Source organism: Streptomyces sp. NPDC018693 (genome assembly GCF_044391385.1).
Classification (GTDB): domain Bacteria; phylum Actinomycetota; class Actinomycetes; order Streptomycetales; family Streptomycetaceae; genus Streptomyces.
This window is the reverse complement of record NZ_JBIRZZ010000003.1, coordinates 676,322-696,982: the sequence shown is the minus strand read 5'-3', so window position 1 is coordinate 696,982 and position 20,661 is coordinate 676,322. Positions and strand designations below refer to the sequence as shown.

The following is a 20,661-nucleotide window of genomic DNA, read 5'->3' as shown; positions in this document are numbered from 1 at the left end:
AGGGGCCAATGCTGTGCTGCTGGTCAGATCGATTCTGCCCGCGTAGCGAGTGGTGGGGCGGGTGGGACTCGAACCCACGGCCGACGGATTATGAGTCCGCTGCTCTAACCGGCTGAGCTACCGCCCCATAGCGGCGTGTCGCGTACACGTGTGCGCGCCGTCTGCCGCAGCATAGCCGCTCATACGATCTCCTGCTTCGTATGGTCGACTTCGCATGTCCTGAAGGACTCCGCCGTGACCTGCGCGGTTCCCGGGACAGCGGGTGCGACATGAAAAAGGACCCCGGCGGGGTCCTCGTTCACCATGCTCCCCCGACTGGACTCGAACCAGTAACCTGCCGGTTAACAGCCGGCTGCTCTGCCAATTGAGCTACGGAGGACCGAGCTCCCCCGACTGGACTCGAACCAGTAACCTGCCGGTTAACAGCCGGCTGCTCTGCCAATTGAGCTACGGAGGAATGCCTCGTTGCATCGAACGCACCTACCTGGGTATTCGCCAGGGGGCGCGCGCTCGCTGCGACACATACATTAGCGCAAGCGGGGGGGTGCTTTGCCAATCGGTGTCCCCGGACGCAAGGGAAGGGTGGCCGTCATGCGCTACCGGCTCACGTTCGTCGTCGGTCTCGCCCTGGGTTACGTGCTGGGCACGAGGGCCGGACGCGAGCGCTACGAGCAGCTGAAGAAGTCAGCCCAGCAGATCGCGCAGAACCCCGCCGTGCGCAACACCGCGGAGACGGCCGCCCAGCAGGGCCGCCAGTTCGCGGGCAGGGCGTACCACGCGGTGAGCGACCGGGTCGGCGACCGGATGCCGGACTCGGTGGCCCAGCGCGTGCGGACACTGCGCGAGCGCTCCGCGCACAACGGCGGTGAGGACGACTGGGGCACCAGCAACACCTAGCCGCCCCTACCTCTTCGCACCCCGAGCGCACAGGGCCGTTCGACTCTGCACGCCCACCTCTCGTGGTACGGCAGAATTTTCCGTATGGGGATAGTCGCCGGGTTGGACAGTTCGCCCGATTTCACTCGTATCGTCGTCTGCGACACGGACACGGGGGCCGTGCTCAGGCAGGGGTATGCCCCCCATCCGGTCGAAGGCCCGGAGGGTTCCGGCGGCCGTCCCTCCGACGTGGATCCGCAGGCGTGGCTGCTGTCCCTCGGCGAGGCCGCGGGGGGTGGCCTGCTGGAGGGCGTGCAGGCGATCGGCGTGTCCGCGCAGCAGAACGCGGTCGTGCCGCTGGACGCCCAGGGCGGCACCGTACGGCCCGCGATGGTCGGCGGGGACAAGCGGGCGCAGGTCGCGGCCGCCGATCTGGTCGACGCGCTCGGCGGGCGGGAGGCATGGGCGCAGGCCGTGGGGTGTGTGCCGCAGGCCGCGCAGCCGGTGACCAAGCTGCGCTGGCTGGCGAGGACCGAGCCCGAGGCCGCCGCCCGTACGGCCGTGCTGCTGCAGGCCCACGACTGGCTGGTGTGGCAGCTGCTGGGGCGGCCGGTGCGGCGGACCACGGATCGCGGCGGGGCGTCCGGCACCGGGTACTGGTCGGCGGCGACCGGCGGCTACCGGCCCGATCTGGTCGAGCTGGCGCTGGGCCACCAGGCGATGCTGCCCGAGGTGATCGGCCCGTCCGACGCGGCGGGTACGACGCCGGAGGGGCTGCTGATCTCGGCGGGCACCGGCGAGACCATGGCCGCCGCGCTGGGCCTGGGCATCGGGCACGGGGACGCGGTGGTGTCGCTGGGCGCCTCGGGTTCCGTGATGGCCGTGCATCCGGAGGCGCTGGTCGACAGCACCGGGATGATCACCTCGCTCGCCGACGCGACCGGCATGCACCTGCCCGTCGTCACCACCCTCAACGCCGTACGGACCCTGCGCGGCACCGCCGAACTGCTCGGGCTGCCCGACCTGGAGACGTTGTCCGAGCTGGCCATGAAGTCCACGCCGGGCTCCCACGGGCTGGTGCTGCTCCCCTATCTGGAGGGCGAGCGGACACCGCAGCTGCCGCACACCGCCGGGACGCTGGCGGGGCTGCGGCGCGAGTCGATGAAGCCGGAGCATCTGGCGCGGGCCGCCTTCGAGGGCATGCTGTGCGGGCTCGCCGACGCGCTGGACGTGCTGCGGGGGCGGGGTGTGGAGGTGCGGCGGGTGTTCCTGCTGGGCGCCGCCGCCGAACTGCCCGCGGTGCAGTCCGCCGCGCCCGCGCTGTTCGGCGCGCAGGTCGTCGTACCGCAGCCCGCCGACTACGCGGCGATCGGCGCCGCCCGGCAGGCCGCCTGGGCGCTCGGTGTGACACAGGGCACGCTGGACCCGCGTACCCCGCCGGCCTGGCAGGGCGCGGCCGCGCAGGTCCTGGACCCGGGCGAGGAGCTGGCGGTGGGGCAGGCGGTGCGCCAGCAGTACGTGTCGGTGCGCGAGCAGACCCACCCGGGGGCCTTCCGCTGAGCCCTCCGTGCCGGCCGGGGACCCCTCCGTGCCGGCCCAGGACCCCGCCTGTTGGCTTAATCGGTTGAGGTAACGCCGGTGGAGTGTTCGACGATAGGGGCCAAGGGCAACCAACCGCCCCCGCCGTCGACTCCGAGAGACCAGTGTGCTCATACGACTTCTTAGGGCCTACCTCAGGCCCTACAGGAAACCCATCGCCCTGCTCCTCCTCCTGCAGTTCCTGCAGACCTGCGCCACCCTCTACCTGCCCACACTGAACGCGGACATCATCGACAACGGCGTCGTCAACGGCGACACCGGCTACATCCTCGCGTACGGCGGCCTGATGATCGGGATCTCGCTGGCGCAGGTCGTGTGCAACATCGGCGCCGTGTACTACGGCGCGCGCACCGCGGCCGCGCTCGGCCGGGACGTGCGGGCCGCCGTCTTCGACCGGGTGCAGTCCTTCTCCGCGCGGGAGGTCGGCCAGTTCGGCGCGCCCTCGCTCATCACCCGTACGACGAACGACGTCCAGCAGATCCAGATGCTGGCCCTGATGGCGTTCACCCTGATGGCGTCGGCGCCCATCATGTGCGTGGGCGGCATCGTCATGGCCCTGGGCCTGGACGTGCCGCTGTCCGGGGTGCTGGTCGCCGTGGTGCCCGTGCTGGGCATCTGCGTGACGCTGATCGTACGGCGGCTGCGGCCGCTGTTCCGGGCCATGCAGGAGCGGCTGGACACGGTGAACCGGGTGCTGCGCGAGCAGATCACCGGCAACCGCGTCATCCGCGCCTTCGTCCGCGACGAGTACGAGCAGCAGCGCTTCCGCAAGGCCAACGCCGACCTCACCGAGGTGTCGCTGGGCACCGGCAACCTGCTGGCGCTGATGTTCCCGGTCGTCATGACCACGGTGAACCTGTCGTCGATCGCGGTGGTGTGGTTCGGCGCGCACCGCATCGACAGCGGCGGGATGCAGATCGGCGGCCTGACGGCGTTCCTCGCCTATCTGATGCAGATCGTGATGGCCGTGATGATGGCCACCTTCATGTTCATGATGGTGCCGCGCGCGGAGGTGTGCGCCGAGCGCATCCAGGAGGTCCTGGACACCTCGTCGAGCGTGGTCCCGCCGTCGGCGCCTGTCACCGAGCTGCGCCGGCACGGCCATCTGGAGATCCGGGGCGCGGGCTTCCGCTATCCGGGTGCCGAGGAGCCCGTCCTCAAGGCCATCGATCTGGTCGCCCGCCCCGGCGAGACCACCGCGGTCATCGGCTCGACGGGCAGCGGCAAGTCGACCCTGCTCGGTCTGGTCCCCCGGCTGTTCGACGCGACCGACGGGGAGGTCCTCGTCGACGGGGTCGCGGTCGCGGAGATCGACCCGAAGGTGCTCGCGAAGGCCGTGAGCCTGGTGCCGCAGAAGCCGTATCTGTTCGCGGGGACGGTCGCGACCAACCTGCGCTACGGCAACCCGGACGCCACCGACGAGGAGCTGTGGCACGCGCTGGAGGTGGCGCAGGCCAAGGACTTCGTCCAGCAGCTGGAGGGCGGGCTGAACGCGCCGATCGCGCAGGGCGGCACCAACGTCTCCGGCGGCCAGCGCCAGCGGCTCGCCATCGCCCGTACGCTCGTGCAGCGCCCGGAGATCTACCTGTTCGACGACTCCTTCTCCGCCCTCGACTACGCCACCGACGCGGCACTGCGCGCGGCGCTCGGCCGGGAGACCGCCGAGGCGACCGTGGTGATCGTCGCGCAGCGGGTGGCGACCATCCGGGACGCCGACCGGATCGTCGTCCTCGACGAGGGCCGCGTCGTCGGCACCGGCACCCACCGCGAGCTGATGGCGGACAACGAGACCTACCGGGAGATCGTGCTCTCCCAGCTGACGGAAGCGGAGGCTGCCTGATGGCCGGGCCGATGGCACGGATGATGGGCCAGGGCGGCGGTCCCGACAGCCGTTCGCTGGACTTCAAGGTGTCGGTCCGGCGGCTGATGGCCCGGTTCCGGCCGGAGCGGGTCACCCTGTACACGCTGCTGCTGTGCGTGGTCGTCAGCGTCGGCCTGAACGTCGTAGGGCCGAAGATCCTCGGCCGGGCCACCGACCTGGTCTTCGCGGGCATCGTCGGGCGGCAGATGGAGGAGGGCGGCACCAAGCAGCAGGCCCTCGACGCGATGCGGGAGCGCGGCGACGGCGAGGTCGCCGACATGCTGCGCAGCACCGACTTCACCCCCGGCCAGGGCATCGACTTCGCGGCCGTCGGCCGGGTGCTGCTGCTCGCACTGGGCGTGTTCGTCGTCGCGGGTCTGCTGATGGCCGTGGCGACGCGGCTGGTGAACCGGGCCGTCAACCGCACGATGTTCCGGATGCGTGAGGACGTGCAGACGAAGCTGTCGCGGCTGCCGCTGTCGTACTTCGACAAACGGCAGCGCGGTGAGGTCCTGTCCCGGGCGACGAACGACATCGACAACATCGGGCAGACGCTGCAGCAGTCGATGGGCCAGCTCATCAACTCGCTGCTGACGATCATCGGCGTGCTGGCGATGATGTTCTACGTCTCCTGGATCCTGGCGCTGGTAGCGCTGGTGACCGTGCCGCTGTCGTTCGTCGTCGCCACCCGCGTCGGCAAGCGGTCGCAGCCGCACTTCGTGCAGCAGTGGCGGTCGACGGGCACGCTGAACGCGCACATCGAGGAGATGTACACCGGGCACACCCTGGTGAAGGTGTTCGGGCGTCAGGAGGAGTCGGCGAAGCAGTTCGCCGAGCAGAACTCGGCGCTGTACGAGGCCGGGTTCAAGGCGCAGTTCAACAGCGGCATCATGCAGCCGCTGATGATGTTCGTGTCGAACCTCAACTACGTGCTCGTCGCGGTCGTCGGCGGGCTGCGGGTCGCCTCGGGCTCGCTGTCGATCGGTGACGTGCAGGCGTTCATCCAGTACTCACGCCAGTTCTCCATGCCGCTGACGCAGGTCGCGTCCATGGCGAACCTGGTGCAGTCCGGCGTGGCCTCCGCCGAGCGGATCTTCGAGCTGCTGGACGCGGAGGAGCAGCAGGCGGATCCGGTGCCGGGCGTACGGCCAAAGGAACTGCGCGGGCGGGTGGCGCTGGAGGGGGTTTCCTTCCGGTACGACCCCGAGAAGCCGCTGATCGAGGACCTGTCGCTGACGGTCGAGCCGGGCCACACGGTCGCGATCGTCGGGCCGACGGGTGCCGGCAAGACGACGCTCGTCAATCTGCTGATGCGGTTCTACGACGTCTCGTCCGGGCGCATCACCCTCGACGGGGTGGACATCGCGACCATGTCCCGGGACGAACTGCGCGCCGGGATCGGCATGGTGCTGCAGGACACCTGGCTGTTCGGCGGGACCATCGCGGAGAACATCGCGTACGGCGCCTCGCGGGAGGTAACCCGGGGAGAGATCGAGGAGGCGGCGCGGGCGGCCCACGCGGACCGGTTCATCCGTACGCTGCCCGACGGGTACGACACGGTGATCGACGACGAGGGGGCGGGGGTCAGCGCGGGTGAAAAGCAGCTCATCACGATCGCCCGGGCGTTCCTGTCCGACCCGGTGATCCTGGTGCTGGACGAGGCGACGTCGTCGGTCGACACGCGTACCGAGGTGTTGATCCAGAAGGCGATGGCGAAGCTGGCGCACGGGCGGACGTCGTTCGTGATCGCGCACCGGCTGTCGACGATCCGGGACGCGGACACGATTCTTGTGATGGAGAACGGGTCGATCGTCGAGCAGGGCACGCATCTGACGCTGCTGGCGGCCGGTGGTGCCTATGCGCGGCTGTACCGGGCGCAGTTCGCGGAGGCGGTGGCCGAGGTGGACTGAACTGTGCCCCTAGGTGCAACCCGCCTAGGGGCGCGGGGAACTGCGCGACCAGCCCCCACCGGCCCGCAGACGACTCAATCGAGGTAGCCCCGTAGTTGGTCGGCGAAGGCGTGGTCCCTCAGTTTGCTCAGGGTCTTGGACTCTATTTGGCGTATGCGTTCGCGGGTCACGCCGAAGAGGCGGCCGATCTCCTCCAGGGTGCGGGGGCGGCCGTCGGCGAGGCCGTAGCGGAGTTGGACGACCTTGCGTTCGCGTTCGCCGAGGGTGGAGAGGACGGCCTCCAGGTGTTCGCGCAGGAGGAGGAACGCGGCCGACTCGACGGGGCTGGCCGCGTCGCCGTCCTCGATGAGGTCGCCGAGGGCGACGTCGTCCTCCTCGCCCACCGGCGCGTGCAGGGAGACCGGTTCCTGGGCGAGCCTGAGCACCTCGCTGACCCGCTCGGGCGGCAGTTCGAGGTGGGCGGCGACCTCGTCGGGGGTCGGTTCGTAGCCGCGTTCCTGGAGCATGCGGCGCTGGACGCGGACGACCCGGTTGATGAGTTCGACGACATGGACCGGGACGCGGATGGTGCGGGCCTGGTCGGCGAGCGCGCGGGACATGGCCTGGCGGATCCACCAGGTGGCGTACGTGGAGAACTTGTAGCCGCGGGCGTAGTCGAACTTCTCGACGGCGCGGATGAGGCCCAGGTTGCCCTCCTGGACGAGGTCGAGCATGGTCAGCCCGCGCCCGACGTACCGCTTCGCGACAGAGACGACGAGCCGCAGGTTGGCCTCGATGAGCCGCCGCTTGGCCATCCGGCCCATCACGACCAGCCGGTCCAGGTCGACGGCAAGCTCACTGTCCAGGTCGGGGGTGAGGCGGAGTTTCTCCTCGGCGAACAGCCCGGCCTCGACCCGGCGGGCCAGTTCGACCTCCTCGGCGGCGGTCAGCAGCGGGATACGGCCGATCTCACGCAGGTACTGGCGGAACAGGTCGGCGGAGGGGCCGCCGGTCTCGGTACGGGTGCGGACCGGCTCGGGGGGCTCAGCGGGCTCGGCGACCTCGGGGGCCTCTTCCAGCGCCTCGGGCGGCGGGCCCTCCGGTTCGGCTTCCGGGTGGTGCGCTGCGCGGCCCTGCGCGGGCACCGCGACCAGGACGTCCGTCTCGGCGTCCTGGTCGGTGCTGTCAGCGCCGCTGGTACTGCTCTCGGTCTGGGTGAGGGTCTGGGTCTGCACGGGGGCGACCTCCAGGATGATCGCTGCCGAGGCGGGCGGCAGCGGTACTTCGGGGGCGGAGTCGACGGCCTCGCCGCTGTCCGTCCCGTACGCGTTGAGCGCGCCCGCGGGGATCTGGGACCCGTGGGGGACGGTTCGGCCGCGCTCCGAGGACTCAGGCACCGCAACCCAGTGTGGGGTACGACACATCGCCGCCACGAGGGGCGTGCGATGACTTTTTGAGTCCGGCCCGTGACCGAACGTTCAACCGAACACTCAGAGCGCGGCGGCGCCGTGCGCCTTCAGGGCCTGGTCGTACTGCTGCAGAACCCACAACTCGTTCTTCGCAGCAGCCAGCTGGGCCGGGTCGCCGCCTGCTTCCAAGCGCTTGACGGTGATCTGAATCTCATTGATGCGGCGCTGCACCGCGCGGCGGCGGACTGTGACGAGCTGTTCGCCGGCGTAGTTCTCGTCGACGGTCCTGCGCATGATCGCCTCGACCGCCAGCTCCGTGACCATCGCGCGGGCTGTGTCGTCCAGGGCCGACTCACGGACGCGGACCAGGTACTCCTGCGAGTCCTTGACGCCGTACTCGGCGCCGCCCGCGTCCATGATCGCCTGGCGTACGGCGGCGTAGGGCGGGGCGGTGAACTCGTCGACGCCGTACGCGTCGAACGCCGGGGAGACCAGCTCGGGGCGTTGCAGGGCGAGTTTGAGCAGTTCGCGTTCGGTGGCGTAGACGGGGTTGCGCAGGGTCAGGGCCGGGCCGGAGGGGGCGGTGCGGGCAGGGGCGGCCCACTGCTGCTGGGGTGTCTGGGGAGGCTGGGGGCCGCGGCCGCCGCGCTCGCGGGCCCAACGGGCCAGCTGGGCGACCCGCTTGACCACGAACTGGGTGTCGAGGATGCCGAGCATGCCGGCGAGCTGGACGGCGACCTCGTGCTGGGCGCCGCTGTTCTTGATGCGGGCGACGATGGGCGCGGCCTCGTCCAGGGCCGCCGCGCGTCCGGCCGGGGTGTCGAGGTCGTAGCGGACGACGATCTGGCGCAGGGCGAACTCGAAGAGCGGGGTGCGGGGTTCGACCAGGTCGGCGACCGCCTCGTCGCCCTTGGCGAGGCGCAGCTCGCAGGGGTCCATGCCGTCGGGGGCGATGGCGATGTAGGTCTCGGCGGCGAACTTCTGGTCGTCCTCGAAGGCGCGCAGGGCCGCCTTCTGGCCGGCCGCGTCACCGTCGAAGGTGAAGATCACGCGGGCCGAGCCATTGTCCATCAGCAGCCGGCGCAGGATCTTGATGTGGTCGCCGCCGAAGGCGGTGCCGCAGGTCGCGATGGCGGTGGTGACGCCCGCGAGGTGGCAGGCCATGACGTCGGTGTAGCCCTCGACGACGACCGCGCGGGACGCCTTGGCGATGTCCTTCTTCGCGAGGTCGATGCCGTAGAGGACGTGCGACTTCTTGTAGATCGCGGTGTCGGGGGTGTTCAGGTACTTGGGGCCGTTGTCCGCCTCGTACAGCTTGCGGGCGCCGAAGCCGACGACGTCGCCGCCGATGTCGCGGATGGGCCACATGAGCCGTCCCCGGAAGCGGTCGATGGGGCCTCGGCGGCCCTCCTGGGCCAGCCCGGAGAGGAGCAGTTCCTTGTCGGTGAAGCCCTTGCCGCGCAGGTAGCGGGTGAGGTGGTCCCAGCCCTGGGGGCTGTAGCCGACGCCGAAGTGCACGGCGGCGGCCTGGTCGAAGCCGCGCTCGGCGAGGAAGATCCGGCCGGTGTCGGCCTCGGGGCTGGTGGCGAGCTGCTCGGCGTAGAACTCGGCGGCGATCTTGTGGGCCTCGACCAGCCGGATCCGCTCGCCGCGCTGGTGGGCGGGGTTGTACCCGCCCTCCTCGTACCGCAGGGTGATGCCGGCCTGGGCGGCGAGCCGCTCGACCGCCTCGGAGAAGGTGAGGTGGTCGATCTTCATCACGAACGTGATGGTGTCGCCGCCCTCCTGGCAGCCGAAGCAGTGGAAGAGCCCCTTGCTCGGGCTGACCTGGAAGGAGGGCGACTTCTCGTCGTGGAAGGGGCAGAGGCCCTTGAGGTTGCCGCCGCCCGCGCCCCGCAGCTGGAGGTACTCGGACACGACGGCGTCGATCGGGACCGCGTCCCGTACCGCCTTCACGTCCTCGTCGTTGATCCGTCCTGCCACGTGGTGATTCTACGGGGGCGCGCTGAGACTCAGGATGTGAGGCTTTCCAGCGGTACGTGCGGGTCGGCCAGCGCCTCGGTGTTCACCTGGGCCCGGGAGCGGATCAGCTTCTGGATCGGCTCTGTGACGTCCCACACGTTCACGTTCATCCCGGCGAGCACCCTGCCCTCCTTCACCCAGAACGCGATGAACTCCCGCTTCCCCGCGTCCCCGCGGATCACCACCTGGTCGTACGATCCGGGCGGCGCCCACCCGCTGTACTCCATCCCGAGGTCGTACTGGTCGGAGAAGAAGTACGGCACCCGGTCGTAGGTCAGGTCCTTGCCGAGCATCGAGCGGGCGGCCGCCGGGCCGCCGTTCAGCGCGTTCGCCCAGTGCTCGACGCGCAGCCGGGTGTGGAACAGGCCATGCGGGAACGACGCCGCGTCACCGGCCGCGTAGATGTCGGGGTCGGAGGTGCGCAGCCGCTCGTCGACGAGGACGCCCCCGCCGTGCTCCCGGCCGGCGATCTCCAGCCCCGCCGCCTCCGCGAGAGCGATCCGCGGCGCTGCTCCGATCGCGGCGAGGACGTCGTGCGCCGGGTGCTCCTCGCCGTCGTCGGTGCGGGCGGCGAGGACCATGCCGTCCTGGCCGACGATCTCGGTGAGCCGGACCCCGAAGTGGAAGCGGACGCCGTGGTCGCGGTGCAGCTCGGCGAAGAGCTCGCCCAGCTCGGGGCCGAGGACACCGTGCAGCGGGGTCGGCTCCGGCTCGACGACGGTGACCTCCGCGCCGTACTCGCGGGCCGCAGCCGCGACCTCCAGTCCGATCCAGCCGGCGCCGGCGATCATCAGGTGGCCGTTGTCCCGGCCGAGGGCGGCCAGGACGCCCTTGAGGCGCTCGGCGTGCGCCAGGCGGCGCAGATGGTGCACGCCCGCCAGGTCCGTGCCGGGGATGTCGAGGCGGCGGGGCTCGGCACCCGTGACGAGGAGCAGCTTGTCGTACTGGACGAGGGTGCCGTCGTCGCCGAAGCGGACGGTCCTGGCCGTACGGTCGATCGCGTCGACCGTCTGGCCCAGGTGCAGCTCGATGTCGTGCTGCGCGTACCAGGCGGGCTCGTGCACGAAGACGCTCTCGCGGGACTCCTTGCCGAGCAGATAGCCCTTGGAGAGCGGCGGGCGCTCGTACGGGTGGTCGCGTTCGTCGCCGATCAGTATCACGCGGCCGGTGAAGCCCTCCGCCCGGAGCGTCTCGGCCGCCTTGGCGCCGGCCAGGCCGCCTCCGACGATGACGAATGTCTGATCCGCGTCGACCACTTGATGCCTCCTCGTGAGCGTGCCGCCACATGCGAGCGTCCCGCACGCAGCGTGATGGGGGAAGAGGGAGTGGCCCGATCAGGCCACGGAGTGTCACCTACGGGTCAGTCGTGCCCGTCAGTGTCGTCCGGTCAGTCTCGCGTGCAGCGAGCGCGCCGACGCGTCGGTGAGGGAGGCGATCTGGTCGACGATCACCCGCTTGCGGGCCCGGTCGTCGGGCGCCCGGTCGAACAGCGCGCGGAACTGCGGATCGAGACCGTCGGGCGCGCGGGCGGTGAGCGCCTCGGCCAGCTCGCTGATCACCACGCGCTGGTCCGCGCGCAGCCGCTCCTGTTCGGCGCGCTGCATGACGTACAGGTCGGCGACCGCCTTGAGGACCGCGCACTCCAGGCGGGTCTCGTACGGCACCACCAGCTCGGCCGTGTACCGGGTGAGCCGCCCGCTGCCTCCCCCAGTGCCTGAACGGCCTGGGCGGTGCCCCCATCGCTCGCGGGTGGCGCCCTCGGCGGCCAGGCAGAAGCGGCCGATGAGCTGGCTGGTGGCGTCCTTCAGGCGGGCCTGGGCGGCCGCCGTGCCGTCGTAGCCGTGCGGCCACCACGGCTCGTCCTGGAGGCGGTCGAGGGCGGCGGCGAGTTCGGCGGGGTCGGTGCCGGCGGGGACGTAGCGGCCGACGGCGACCACGAAGACCTCCTGGCGTTCCGGCTCGGCGTGCAGGCAGTTGGGGTCGATGTGGCCGGCGTGCAGGCCGTCCTCCACGTCGTGCACCGAGTACGCGACGTCGTCGGACCAGTCCATGACCTGGGCCTCGAAGCAGGTGCGGGTGCCGGGGGCCTCTTTTCTGACCCAGTCGAAGACGGGGCGGTCGTCCTCGTAGACGCCGAACTTGGGGGACGCCGGGGTGGTGGGGTGGGCGCCCCTCGGCCAGGGGTACTTCATCGCGGCGTCCAGGGTGGCGCGGGTGAGGTTGAGGCCGACGGAGCCCTCCGGGGTGAAGCGCTTGGGTTCGATGCGGGTGAGGAGCCTCAGCGACTGGGCGTTGCCCTCGAAGCCGCCACAGTCCTGGGCGAAGTCGTTGAGGGCCTGCTCGCCGTTGTGGCCGAAGGGAGGGTGGCCGAGGTCGTGGGAGAGGCAGGCGGCCTCCACCAGGTCGGGGTCACAGCCGAGGGCCGCGCCCAGCTCTCGGCCTACCTGGGCGCATTCCAGGGAGTGGGTGAGACGGGTCCGGTGGGCGCTGGGCTGGCCTGGCGTGACGACCTGTGTCTTGCCGGCGAGTCTTCTCAGGGCGGCGGAGTGGAGGATGCGGGCGCGGTCGCGTTGGAAGGCGGTGCGGCCGGGGCGCTTCTCGGGCTCGGGGGCGAATCGTTCGGTGGCGGTGTCGTCGTACGGGGTGCCCATGGGTTGACGGTACGGCGCCTACTGGGGTGGTGCGTACTGTTTGATCGCGAGTTCCGGCCGTGTGTGGCTGGTCGCGCCCACGCGGCGGAGCCGCATCCGAGACAGCCCCGCGCCCCTGGCTACGCCGCCCTCGCGCCCACCGACAACGCTTGGTCGTACCTGTGGAGGACCAGGTTGGCCATCGACTCGTTGGCTCCCAACGGCTCCGACGCGATCCACGGCGCCTGCTCCGCGCACTGCGTCGCGAAGCGGCCCGGGGCCGTGAAGTACGACGCCACCGCCACCCTGCGGCGGCCCCTTGCCGCCAGGGCGCGCAGGGCCTCGGGGACCGTCGGGGTCGCCGCCGAGGCATAGGCCGGGAGGACCGGGATGCCGCCCAGCCGGTCGGACAGGAGCTGGGCCGTGCGGCGGGTGTCGGCCGCGTTGTCCGGGTCGCGGGAGCCGGCCGCCGCCAGGACCACGGCGGTTTCGCCGCGCTCGGCGTCGGTCGCGGGGGTGTGCCAGCCGGCCTCGACCAGGCGGGTGTGGAGGGTGTCGACCAGGAGGGGGTGCGGGCCGAGGGGGGCCGCCACGCGCGTGCGTACCCGGGCCGTGGCCGCCATCTCGGGGATGTCCCGCTTCACGTGGTAGCCGCGGCCCAGCAGCAGCGGGACCAGCACCGCGTCGGTGGTGCCGCGGGCGTCGAGGTCGGCGAGGGTGCCGGTCAGCAGGGGCTCGTTGAGCTCGATGTGGCCGAGGTGGACCGGCAGGCCGGGGCGCAGCGCGCGGACGCGGTCCAGCAGGGCACGGACGGTGTGCAGGGCGCGGGGGTCACGGCTGCCGTGGCCGACGAGGACGAGGGCGGGCGGGGCCGGGCGCCGACGGCCGTCCAGCTGGACGAGGCCGAGTTGGCCGGCGAGCTGGTGGGTGATCTGGTTCATGATGTGCGACGCCGTCATGGAAGGATCCTGGCGGTGCGAGGTTGCACCCCGATTGCCTGACCGTGACGGGTGTTTTCCAGCGCTTCACGGCCCGGCTCGGGACGGTGTGAGGTCGGGTGAGCCACGCCACTCGCCTGAACCGGATCATCTCCCGGGGCGTCCTCCCTGTGCGGAACCGTCACGAGGAGGATGCGCGCGATGCGCCGACCCAGGCTGAGCAGACCGCGGCTGCCGCGCACCCGTAAGGGGCGGCGACGGCTGGTGCAGGCGGTGATGGCCGGGTGCGTGCTGGCGCTGCTGCCGTCGACGTGGATGCATGTGTCGACCGCCGGCCGGCTGGTGACGACGGCTGACGCGCCGCGCACGGACGTGGCCGTCGTCTTCGGGGCGGGTCTGTGGAACGGCGAGCCGTCGCCGTATCTGGCGCACCGGCTGGACGCGGCGGCGAAGCTGTACCGGGAGGGGCGGATCAGGGTCGTCCTGGTGACCGGTGACAACAGCCGCAAGGATTACGACGAGCCCGACGCGATGCGCGCGTACCTGACGCGGCACGGTGTGCCGGACGGGCGGATCGTCAGCGACTACGCGGGTTTCGACACCTGGGACTCCTGTGTGCGGGCGAAGAAGATCTTCGGGGTGGACGAGGCCGTGCTGATCAGCCAGGGCTTCCACATCCGGCGGGCGGTGGCGCTGTGCCAGGAGGCGGGGATCACCTCGTACGGCGTCGGGGTGGACGAGTGGCACGACGCCACCTGGTACTACGGGGGCGTCCGGGAGATCTTCGCGGCCGGCAAGGCGGCGCTGGACGCGGTGTTCGAACCGGATCCCCGCTTCCTCGGGCCGCGGGAGCCAGGGGTGCGGCAGGCGTTGGCCACGGCCGAATGAGCGGCCGGACGGGTCAGGACATCCTTGCGCCGACGGGTTTGATATGCGCATTTCACCCGGGCGGGTGAAGCTGCGACTCGAACTCTCCGTGATCGACCAGTCACATTCTTCGGTGTGCGGCGGCGGACCGGGCCGTCCGCCGCGACGTTGGGGGACGGACATCAGATGAAGCGTCTGCGCTCTCTGCTCGCCGCGGCCGTCGCGGCGATGCTGATCACCGGGGCAACCGCCGTGGGGACCGCCCCGGCGGCCGACGCCGCACAGGCGATGGAGCCGGGCTGCGCCAAGCTCCGCGGCTCCGGCTCCTGGTGGGCGGACATCTACAACTCCTGCGGCTACACCATCTCCGCCAGTGTCGAGGTCGACGGCTGGGACCCGTCCTGCATCCAGATCGCGCCCTACTCGACGGGGCGGATCGGTCTGGACCCGGGCGACGAGCCGTACTACGCGTACGAGTGCTGACCGGGGACACCCTCTGACCAAGGGCGTCCACTGACCGGGGGTGGGAACGGGGTGCGTACCCCCGCTCCCGCCCCCGGGCCCGTCTCAGCGTCCGGTGAAGCGCGGTGGCCGTTTCTCCAGGAACGCGGCCATGCCCTCCTGCTGGTCGTGCGTCGCGAACAGGGCGTGGAAGACGCGGCGTTCGTAGCGGATGCCGTCGCGCAGGCCCGTCTCCAGGGCGCGGTCGACGCAGTCGCGGGCGGCCCTGACCGCCGTACGCCCGTAGGAGGCGATGGTCGCGGCTGCGGCGAGGGCCTCCGGCAGGACCCGGGCGTCGCGGACCACGCGGGAGACCAGGCCGCAGCTCTCGGCCTCCCGGGCGTCCATCGTGCGGCCGGTGAGCACGAGGTCCATCGCCTTGGCGCGGCCCACCAGACGGGTCAGACGCTGGGTGCCGCCGATACCGGGTATCACGCCGAGCTTGATCTCCGGCTGGCCGAACAGCGCCGACTCTCCCGCGATGACCAGGTCGCACATCATCGCCAGTTCGCACCCGCCGCCCAGCGCCCAGCCGTTGACGGCGGCGATCTTCGGGGTGCGCAGGTCGGCGAAGTCCTCCCAGGCGGCGAAGTAGTCCTCCGCGGCCATCTCCACGGCGGACTTCCCCGCCATCTCCCGGATGTCCGCGCCGGCCGCGAAGACCTGCTCGGAGCCGGTGACGACGAAGCAGCCGACCTCCGGGTCGCCGTCCAACGGGCGCAGGGCGTCGAGGAGTTCGGTCAGCAGCTCACCGCTGAGGGCGTTGCGGACGTGGGGGCGGTGCAGGCGGACGGTCACCACCGCCCCGTCGCGTTCGAGCTTGACGGTGTTCACAACCATCCCCCTACGAGTCCCAGATGGCGCCGTACGCCGGAATGCCGCGGCGTTCCAGGCCGTGCACCACCTGCCAGGTCAGCTTCTTGTTGGAGATGCAGATGACGGCCTCGGCGCCGAAGTCGCGGTACGCGGCGTACGCGAGGCGCACCATGTCGGGCTTGCCGTGCCGGGAGGTGTCCCAGACGACGGCGTGCGGCTGGGCGGCGAGGATCTCGTCGACGAGGGTGTCGCCGTAGGTGGCGCGCGGATCGCGGGTCGCCCAGACGAGGCGGGCGGGCACCTCGCCGGCCAGCAGGTGGGGCAGGCAGGGGCCGATGCCGCTGCCGGTGGCGACGTAGACGACCTTCTTGAACAGGACCTCGATGTTGGCGACGCCGGCCGTGGTGATGCCCTTGACCCATACGCGCGGGGGCAGGTCGTCGATGAACGAGCCCGTCCAGTCCCCGGCCCGCGAGATGGTGAGCCGGAAGCCGCTCTGGCCGGGTGCGGGCACGTTGGCGAAGGAGTGCCACTCCTTCAGGGGGCTGCGGCTGATCGCGGTCGAGGACCCGGCGAAGGGTGTCTCGCCGTAGTCGAAGCGGGCCAGCACCACATGGCGGGAGGGCCGTTCGAGCCGTACGTCGACCTTGCGCAGCCGCAGCCAGGGCAGCGCGACGCTGAAGGTGACCACGGCGAGGACGACGAGCGGCACCGGTCCGGGCGAGGAGAGGAGGGTGTGGGCCCAGAAGAGGCCGAGGGCGCTCCAGCCGCCGAAGCGGTGGATCTTCTCGAAGTGGTCGTGGTGGCGGGCGCGGAAGGGCGGGAGGGCGGTGGCGACGATGAGGACCAGAAGGGCCACCAGGGTCCAGTTCACCACGGCGAGCGGCGCGTCGGCCGCCGTGGCGACGGCCGACGCCACGAACCACCCGGCCCCCGCCACCGCCCCGCCCACGTGCAGTCCGCCGAAGTGGTACACCTTGCCGAGCGTCCAACGCACCCGTAGCGGCCAGCTCGTCGGGGCCGAAGTCGCCAGCCGGAACAGGAAGTTGATGACGTACTGCTGGCGGACGAGCACGGCGAGGGTGAGGTTGGCGAGGGCCGCGTGGTCGAGGGTGGCGGCGGACAGCGGCCAACGCGCCCACAGGAAGGCGAGGTTGGCGAGGAGGACGATTCCCGCGAGGCGGTTGTAGTGCATCAGGCGGGGGTGTTTGAGGAGGCGTCGGGGTGCGGAGGTGGGCGGGGGCAGGGTGACGGACGCCGCTCTGTCCAGTGAGGTGGTCACCGGGTCACCGCCGTGCGCTCCAGCGCCAGCCGCAGCAGCGCCTGTTTGTCGATCTTCCCGCGGTCCGTCTCCGGCAAGTGTGTCAGGGGCATGACATCCTCGGGCACGCAGTAGTAGGGCAGGGCGTCGGCGACCGCGCGCCGGGCGGCCTCCGGGTCGACGTCGGCCGGGCTGACGAAGGAGACCAGGCTGCGGTCGTCGCGTTTCAGGGTCACCGCACGCGCACAGCCCGGCAGCCGCTCCAGCACCGAGGAGACCGAGTCCAGTTCGACCCGGAAGCCGCGCACCTTCACCTGGTCGTCGGTACGGCCGAGGTGCTCCAGCCGGCCGTCGGGGGTCCAGCGGCCGAGGTCACGGGTGCGGAACATACGGCGGCCGCCACCGAGAAAGGGATCAGGGGCGTACCGCTCACCGTTCAGCCGCTCATCGCCCAGATACCCGGCCGACACACAGTCACCGCCCGCCCACATCTCACCGACCTCACCGATCGGCAGCGGCCGACGATCGGCGTCAAGGACATAGACGGTGTTGTTGGGCGTGGGCCGGCCGATGGTGAGCAGCGGATCACCCGCCTCATGACGGCTCATCGTGTTGACGATGGTGGTCTCGGTGGGCCCGCAGCAGTTGTAGAAGTCACTCCGCCGGGCCCACCGGTCGGCCAGCGGCCGCGGACAGGGCTCCCCCGCGACGGCCACGGCCCGCACCCGCGGACAGGCGTCCGGGTCGAGGCCGGACAGCACGGTCGGGGTGGCGATCAGCACGGTCGCCGTGCGCGCGGCCGCGGCGATGTCCTTGCCGCGGATGACCAGCGTGCCACCGTGAGCGAGGCAGCCGAGGATCTCCCAGGCGGCCATGTCGAAGGCGACGTTGAGGAGCTGGGCCACCCGGTCACCGGGACGGATCCCGAGGCCACCCGGCTCGGTGAGCAGGATGTTGGCCACGTTCCGGTGAGTGACCTTCACACCGTTGGGGCGGCCGGTGGTGCCGGAGGTGAACAGGACGTAGCAGCCGTCGTCGGGACCGGGCGGCGCGCACTCGATCGGGGCATCGTCGTACGACGACGACGCGTCCAGCGCGATCAGACGGTGCCCGGCGGGCAGCGGGACGCGGTGGGCGTACTCGGCCTGGGTGAGGACGATCCGCGTCCGGGCTGCGCGCATCACATGGCTGAGCTGGGCCGGAGGCGTCAGGCCGACGTCCTGCGGGACATAGGCGGCGCCCGCCTTCAGGATGCCGAGCAGTCCGACGAGCATCGGCAGGGACCGGCGGACGAAGAGGCCCACGTGGTCGCCGGGCCGGACGCCCTCACGGACGAGACGGGCGGCGAGGGCACCGGCCCGTTGATCGAGTTCGCCGTAGGTCAGCAGGGCGCCCTGATGTTCGGCGGCGACGGAGTGCGGGGCGGCGACGGCGTGCCGTTCGACGGCGTGATGGATCAGCGGATCCACGACACGGACGACACGACCCTTGCCGTACTGCCAGAAGAGCCGCTGGTCACGGGGGCAGAGATGACGCAGAGACATGAAGGGGGACCTCCAGGCTGCTTGTTCGTACGACGGGTACGGGTGCGGAGGCCGTGCGAGGTGCTTCGCCGCTCGACTGTAACGGCGATCCTTCAAGCATCAACCACCTGTGACCGGCCAATTACCGATACGGAATGAGTCACCTGTGACGTATTTCACCTCACAGGCAACTCGTCCCCCGCTCGGCGGCGACTAGAAGGTGGCCCGCCCTGTGCCTCACGCGGGCGCCGCGCCGGCGGGGAGGTCACCAGCACACCGTCGTAACAGGACACCGCACGCCACGTAACACGGCCGACCCACGCTGAAGTGCATGCAGAGCACCTCGACGCCCACCCACTGCCCGTACTGCGCCCTGCAGTGCGGAATGAATCTCACGCCCGCGCAGGAGGGGGGCGTCGAGGTGATCGAGCGCACCGACTTCCCGGTGAACCGGGGCGCGCTGTGCGGCAAGGGCCGTACGGCGCCGGCGGTGCTCTCGTCCCGGGTGCGCCTGACCTCCCCGTTGGTGCGCTCCGGCGACGGCACGCTGGTGCCGGCCGGCTGGGACGAGGCGCTGGACCGGATCGCCGCCGAGCTGACCCGGACACGGGCCGCGCACGGCCCGGACGCCCTCGGCGTGTTCGGCGGCGGCGGCCTCACCAACGAGAAGGCGTACACGCTCGGCAAGTTCGCCCGGATCGTGCTGGGCACCTCCCAGATCGACTACAACGGCCGCTTCTGCATGTCGTCCGCGGCGGCCGCCGGCATCAAGGCGTTCGGCCTGGACCGCGGCCTGCCCTTCCCCCTGGAGGACATCTCCAGAACCGGCTGCGTGATCCTCGTCGGCTCGAACCCCGCCGAGACGATGCCACCGGCCCTGCGCTACTTCACCGAGCTCCGCGAGAACGGCGGCACGCTGATCGTCATCGACCCGCGCCGCACCCGCACCGCCGAACAGGCCGACCTGCACCTCGCCCCCCGCCCCGGCACCGACCTCGCCCTGGCGCTCGGCCTGCTGCACCTCGTCATCGCGGAGGGCCGCACCGACGACGAGTACATCCAGCAGCGCACGACCGGCTGGGAGGAGACCCGCGCCGCCGCGATGGCCCACTGGCCCGAGTACGTGGAACGCATCACCGGCATCCCGGTCCCCCAGCTCCGCGAAACGGTCCGCCTGTTCTGCGAGCCCGAACACGCCATGGTCCTCACCGCGCGCGGCCCCGAGCAGCAGTCCAAGGGCACCGACACGGTCAGCGCCTGGATCAACCTCGCCCTGGCGACCGGCCGCCCCGGCCGCCCCCTCTCCGGCTACGGCTGCCTGACCGGCCAGGGCAACGGCCAGGGCGGCCGCGAGCACGGCCAGAAGGCCGACCAACTCCCCGGCTACCGCAAGCTGGACGACCCGGCGGCCCGCCGCCACGTCGCCGCCGTGTGGGGCGTCGACCCCGACTCACTCCCGGGCCCGGGCCGCAGCGCGTACGAACTGCTCGACGCCCTCGGTACGGACATCAGGTCCTTGTTGCTGATGGCCTCGAACCCGGTGGTGTCCGCACCCCGGGCCGCCCACATCGAGGAACGCCTGCGCTCCCTCGACTTCCTGGCCGTGTGCGACGTGGTCCTCTCCGAAACAGCGGCCCTCGCCGACGTGGTACTCCCCGTCACCCAGTGGGCCGAGGAGTCGGGCACCACCACCAACCTGGAAGGCAGGGTGCTGCTGCGCCGCCGCGCCCTCACCCCTCCCGAGGGCGTCCGCAGCGACCTGGAGGTCATGCACGAACTCGCCGCCCGCCTGGGCGTGGAGAAGGGCTTCCCCACCGACCCGGAGGAGGTCTTCGAGGAACTGCGCCGGGCCAGCGCGGGCGGCCCCGCCGACTACTCCGGCATCACCTACCGCCGCCTGACCGACGAGAACGGCGTCTTCTGGCCCTGCCCGGCGCCCACCACCGAAGGCGAGGACGCAGCGCCCACCCCCCTGCCGGACGACGAATCCACCGCCCCGCACCCCGGCACCCCCCGCCTCTTCCTCGACCGCTTCGCGACCCCGGACGGCCGGGCCCGCTTCGTCCCGGTCACCCACCGCCCGACCGCCGAGGAACCCGACGACGAGTACCCGATCCTCCTCACCACCGGCCGCGTCGTCTCCCAGTACCAGTCCGGCGCCCAGACCCGCCGCGTAGCCGAACTGAACACCGCCGCACCGAGCGCCTTCGTCGAAATCCACCCCCGCCTGGCAACCCGCCTGGGCGCATCCGAAGGCGACCCGATCGCCGTCGTCTCCCGACGCGGCCGCGCGGTGGCCCCCGCCCGCATCACCCCCACCATCCGCCCCGACACGGTCTTCATGCCCTTCCACTGGCCCGGCGAGGGCCGCGCCAACACCCTCACCAACCCGGCCCTGGACCCCACCTCCCGCATGCCGGAGTTCAAGGTGTGCGCGGTACGCCTGGAGCCGGCGCAGGCATAACCGGA

The 20,661-nt window shown here is 71.3% G+C and carries 15 protein-coding genes and 3 tRNA genes; 7 read left to right on the top strand and 11 right to left on the bottom strand.

What is annotated here, in order from left to right:
* Nucleotides 1-50 precede the first annotated feature (50 nt).
* The 3 genes from ACH5AC_RS11520 to ACH5AC_RS11510 form a co-directional block, all read right to left on the bottom strand.
* Nucleotides 51-127, bottom strand: a tRNA-Ile gene (locus ACH5AC_RS11520).
* 179 nt (nucleotides 128-306) lie between these two features.
* Nucleotides 307-379 (bottom strand) — tRNA-Asn (locus ACH5AC_RS11515).
* Nucleotides 380-384: 5 nt separating this feature from the next.
* Nucleotides 385-457 (bottom strand) — tRNA-Asn (locus tag ACH5AC_RS11510).
* Nucleotides 458-591: 134 nt separating this feature from the next.
* On the opposite strand from ACH5AC_RS11510, the gene ACH5AC_RS11505 reads away from it, so the two are divergent.
* From ACH5AC_RS11505 to ACH5AC_RS11490, 4 genes are all read left to right on the top strand, one after another.
* Complete coding sequence (locus ACH5AC_RS11505) at nucleotides 592-897, top strand: YtxH domain-containing protein (protein ID WP_398861502.1); 306 nt, start codon at nucleotides 592-594, stop codon at nucleotides 895-897.
* Between the two features lie 84 nt (nucleotides 898-981).
* On the top strand, nucleotides 982-2,436 hold the full coding sequence (locus ACH5AC_RS11500) for an FGGY-family carbohydrate kinase (protein WP_398861501.1): 1,455 nt from the start codon (nucleotides 982-984) through the stop codon (nucleotides 2,434-2,436).
* Between the two features lie 145 nt (nucleotides 2,437-2,581).
* Nucleotides 2,582-4,315 (top strand): ABC transporter ATP-binding protein, encoded by a 1,734-nt coding sequence (locus ACH5AC_RS11495; protein WP_398861500.1) that lies wholly within the window; start codon nucleotides 2,582-2,584, stop codon nucleotides 4,313-4,315.
* Nucleotides 4,315-6,246, top strand: a complete 1,932-nt coding sequence (locus tag ACH5AC_RS11490) for an ABC transporter ATP-binding protein (RefSeq protein ID WP_398861499.1) — start codon at nucleotides 4,315-4,317, stop codon at nucleotides 6,244-6,246. Before ACH5AC_RS11495 ends, ACH5AC_RS11490 begins: the two co-directional genes overlap by 1 nt.
* A gap of 74 nt (nucleotides 6,247-6,320) precedes the next feature.
* Here ACH5AC_RS11490 and ACH5AC_RS11485 read toward each other — a convergent pair whose 3' ends face one another.
* From ACH5AC_RS11485 to ACH5AC_RS11465, 5 genes are all read right to left on the bottom strand, one after another.
* A complete protein-coding gene (locus tag ACH5AC_RS11485; RefSeq protein WP_398861498.1) occupies nucleotides 6,321-7,622 on the bottom strand; it encodes an RNA polymerase sigma factor in 1,302 nt (433 codons plus the stop codon).
* 93 nt (nucleotides 7,623-7,715) lie between these two features.
* The gene (gene dnaG, locus ACH5AC_RS11480; protein ID WP_398861497.1) at nucleotides 7,716-9,617 is read right to left on the bottom strand and encodes a DNA primase; all 1,902 of its coding nucleotides are present in this window, start codon (nucleotides 9,615-9,617) and stop codon (nucleotides 7,716-7,718) included.
* 29 nt (nucleotides 9,618-9,646) lie between these two features.
* Nucleotides 9,647-10,912: an NAD(P)/FAD-dependent oxidoreductase gene (locus ACH5AC_RS11475; RefSeq protein ID WP_398861496.1), complete on the bottom strand. Its 1,266-nt coding sequence runs from the start codon at nucleotides 10,910-10,912 to the stop codon at nucleotides 9,647-9,649.
* A gap of 117 nt (nucleotides 10,913-11,029) precedes the next feature.
* Nucleotides 11,030-12,307, bottom strand: coding sequence for a deoxyguanosinetriphosphate triphosphohydrolase (locus tag ACH5AC_RS11470; protein ID WP_398861495.1), 1,278 nt, complete (start codon nucleotides 12,305-12,307; stop codon nucleotides 11,030-11,032).
* Nucleotides 12,308-12,426: 119 nt separating this feature from the next.
* Nucleotides 12,427-13,245 carry a sirohydrochlorin chelatase gene (locus tag ACH5AC_RS11465; RefSeq protein ID WP_398861494.1) on the bottom strand — a complete coding sequence of 273 codons (819 nt, stop codon included), beginning with the start codon at nucleotides 13,243-13,245 and terminating at the stop codon, nucleotides 12,427-12,429.
* A 180-nt stretch (nucleotides 13,246-13,425) separates the two neighbouring features.
* On the opposite strand from ACH5AC_RS11465, the gene ACH5AC_RS11460 reads away from it, so the two are divergent.
* Nucleotides 13,426-14,112 carry a vancomycin high temperature exclusion protein gene (locus ACH5AC_RS11460; protein WP_398861493.1) on the top strand — a complete coding sequence of 229 codons (687 nt, stop codon included), beginning with the start codon at nucleotides 13,426-13,428 and terminating at the stop codon, nucleotides 14,110-14,112.
* Between the two features lie 165 nt (nucleotides 14,113-14,277).
* Nucleotides 14,278-14,574, top strand: a complete 297-nt coding sequence (locus ACH5AC_RS11455; RefSeq protein WP_398861492.1) for a hypothetical protein — start codon at nucleotides 14,278-14,280, stop codon at nucleotides 14,572-14,574.
* 84 nt (nucleotides 14,575-14,658) lie between these two features.
* Here ACH5AC_RS11455 and ACH5AC_RS11450 read toward each other — a convergent pair whose 3' ends face one another.
* From ACH5AC_RS11450 to ACH5AC_RS11440, 3 genes are read right to left on the bottom strand one after another with little or no spacing between them, the layout of a single operon-like run.
* Nucleotides 14,659-15,426, bottom strand: coding sequence for an enoyl-CoA hydratase-related protein (locus ACH5AC_RS11450; RefSeq protein WP_398861491.1), 768 nt, complete (start codon nucleotides 15,424-15,426; stop codon nucleotides 14,659-14,661).
* A gap of 10 nt (nucleotides 15,427-15,436) precedes the next feature.
* Nucleotides 15,437-16,690 carry a hypothetical protein gene (locus ACH5AC_RS11445; RefSeq protein WP_398861490.1) on the bottom strand — a complete coding sequence of 418 codons (1,254 nt, stop codon included), beginning with the start codon at nucleotides 16,688-16,690 and terminating at the stop codon, nucleotides 15,437-15,439.
* Complete coding sequence (locus tag ACH5AC_RS11440; protein ID WP_398861489.1) at nucleotides 16,687-18,213, bottom strand: amino acid adenylation domain-containing protein; 1,527 nt, start codon at nucleotides 18,211-18,213, stop codon at nucleotides 16,687-16,689. The genes ACH5AC_RS11445 and ACH5AC_RS11440 overlap by 4 nt, the downstream gene beginning before the upstream one ends.
* A 310-nt stretch (nucleotides 18,214-18,523) precedes the next feature.
* Between ACH5AC_RS11440 and ACH5AC_RS11435 the strand changes: the two genes are divergently transcribed.
* Nucleotides 18,524-20,656, top strand: coding sequence for a molybdopterin oxidoreductase family protein (locus ACH5AC_RS11435; protein ID WP_398861488.1), 2,133 nt, complete (start codon nucleotides 18,524-18,526; stop codon nucleotides 20,654-20,656).
* Nucleotides 20,657-20,661: the final 5 nt, after the last annotated feature.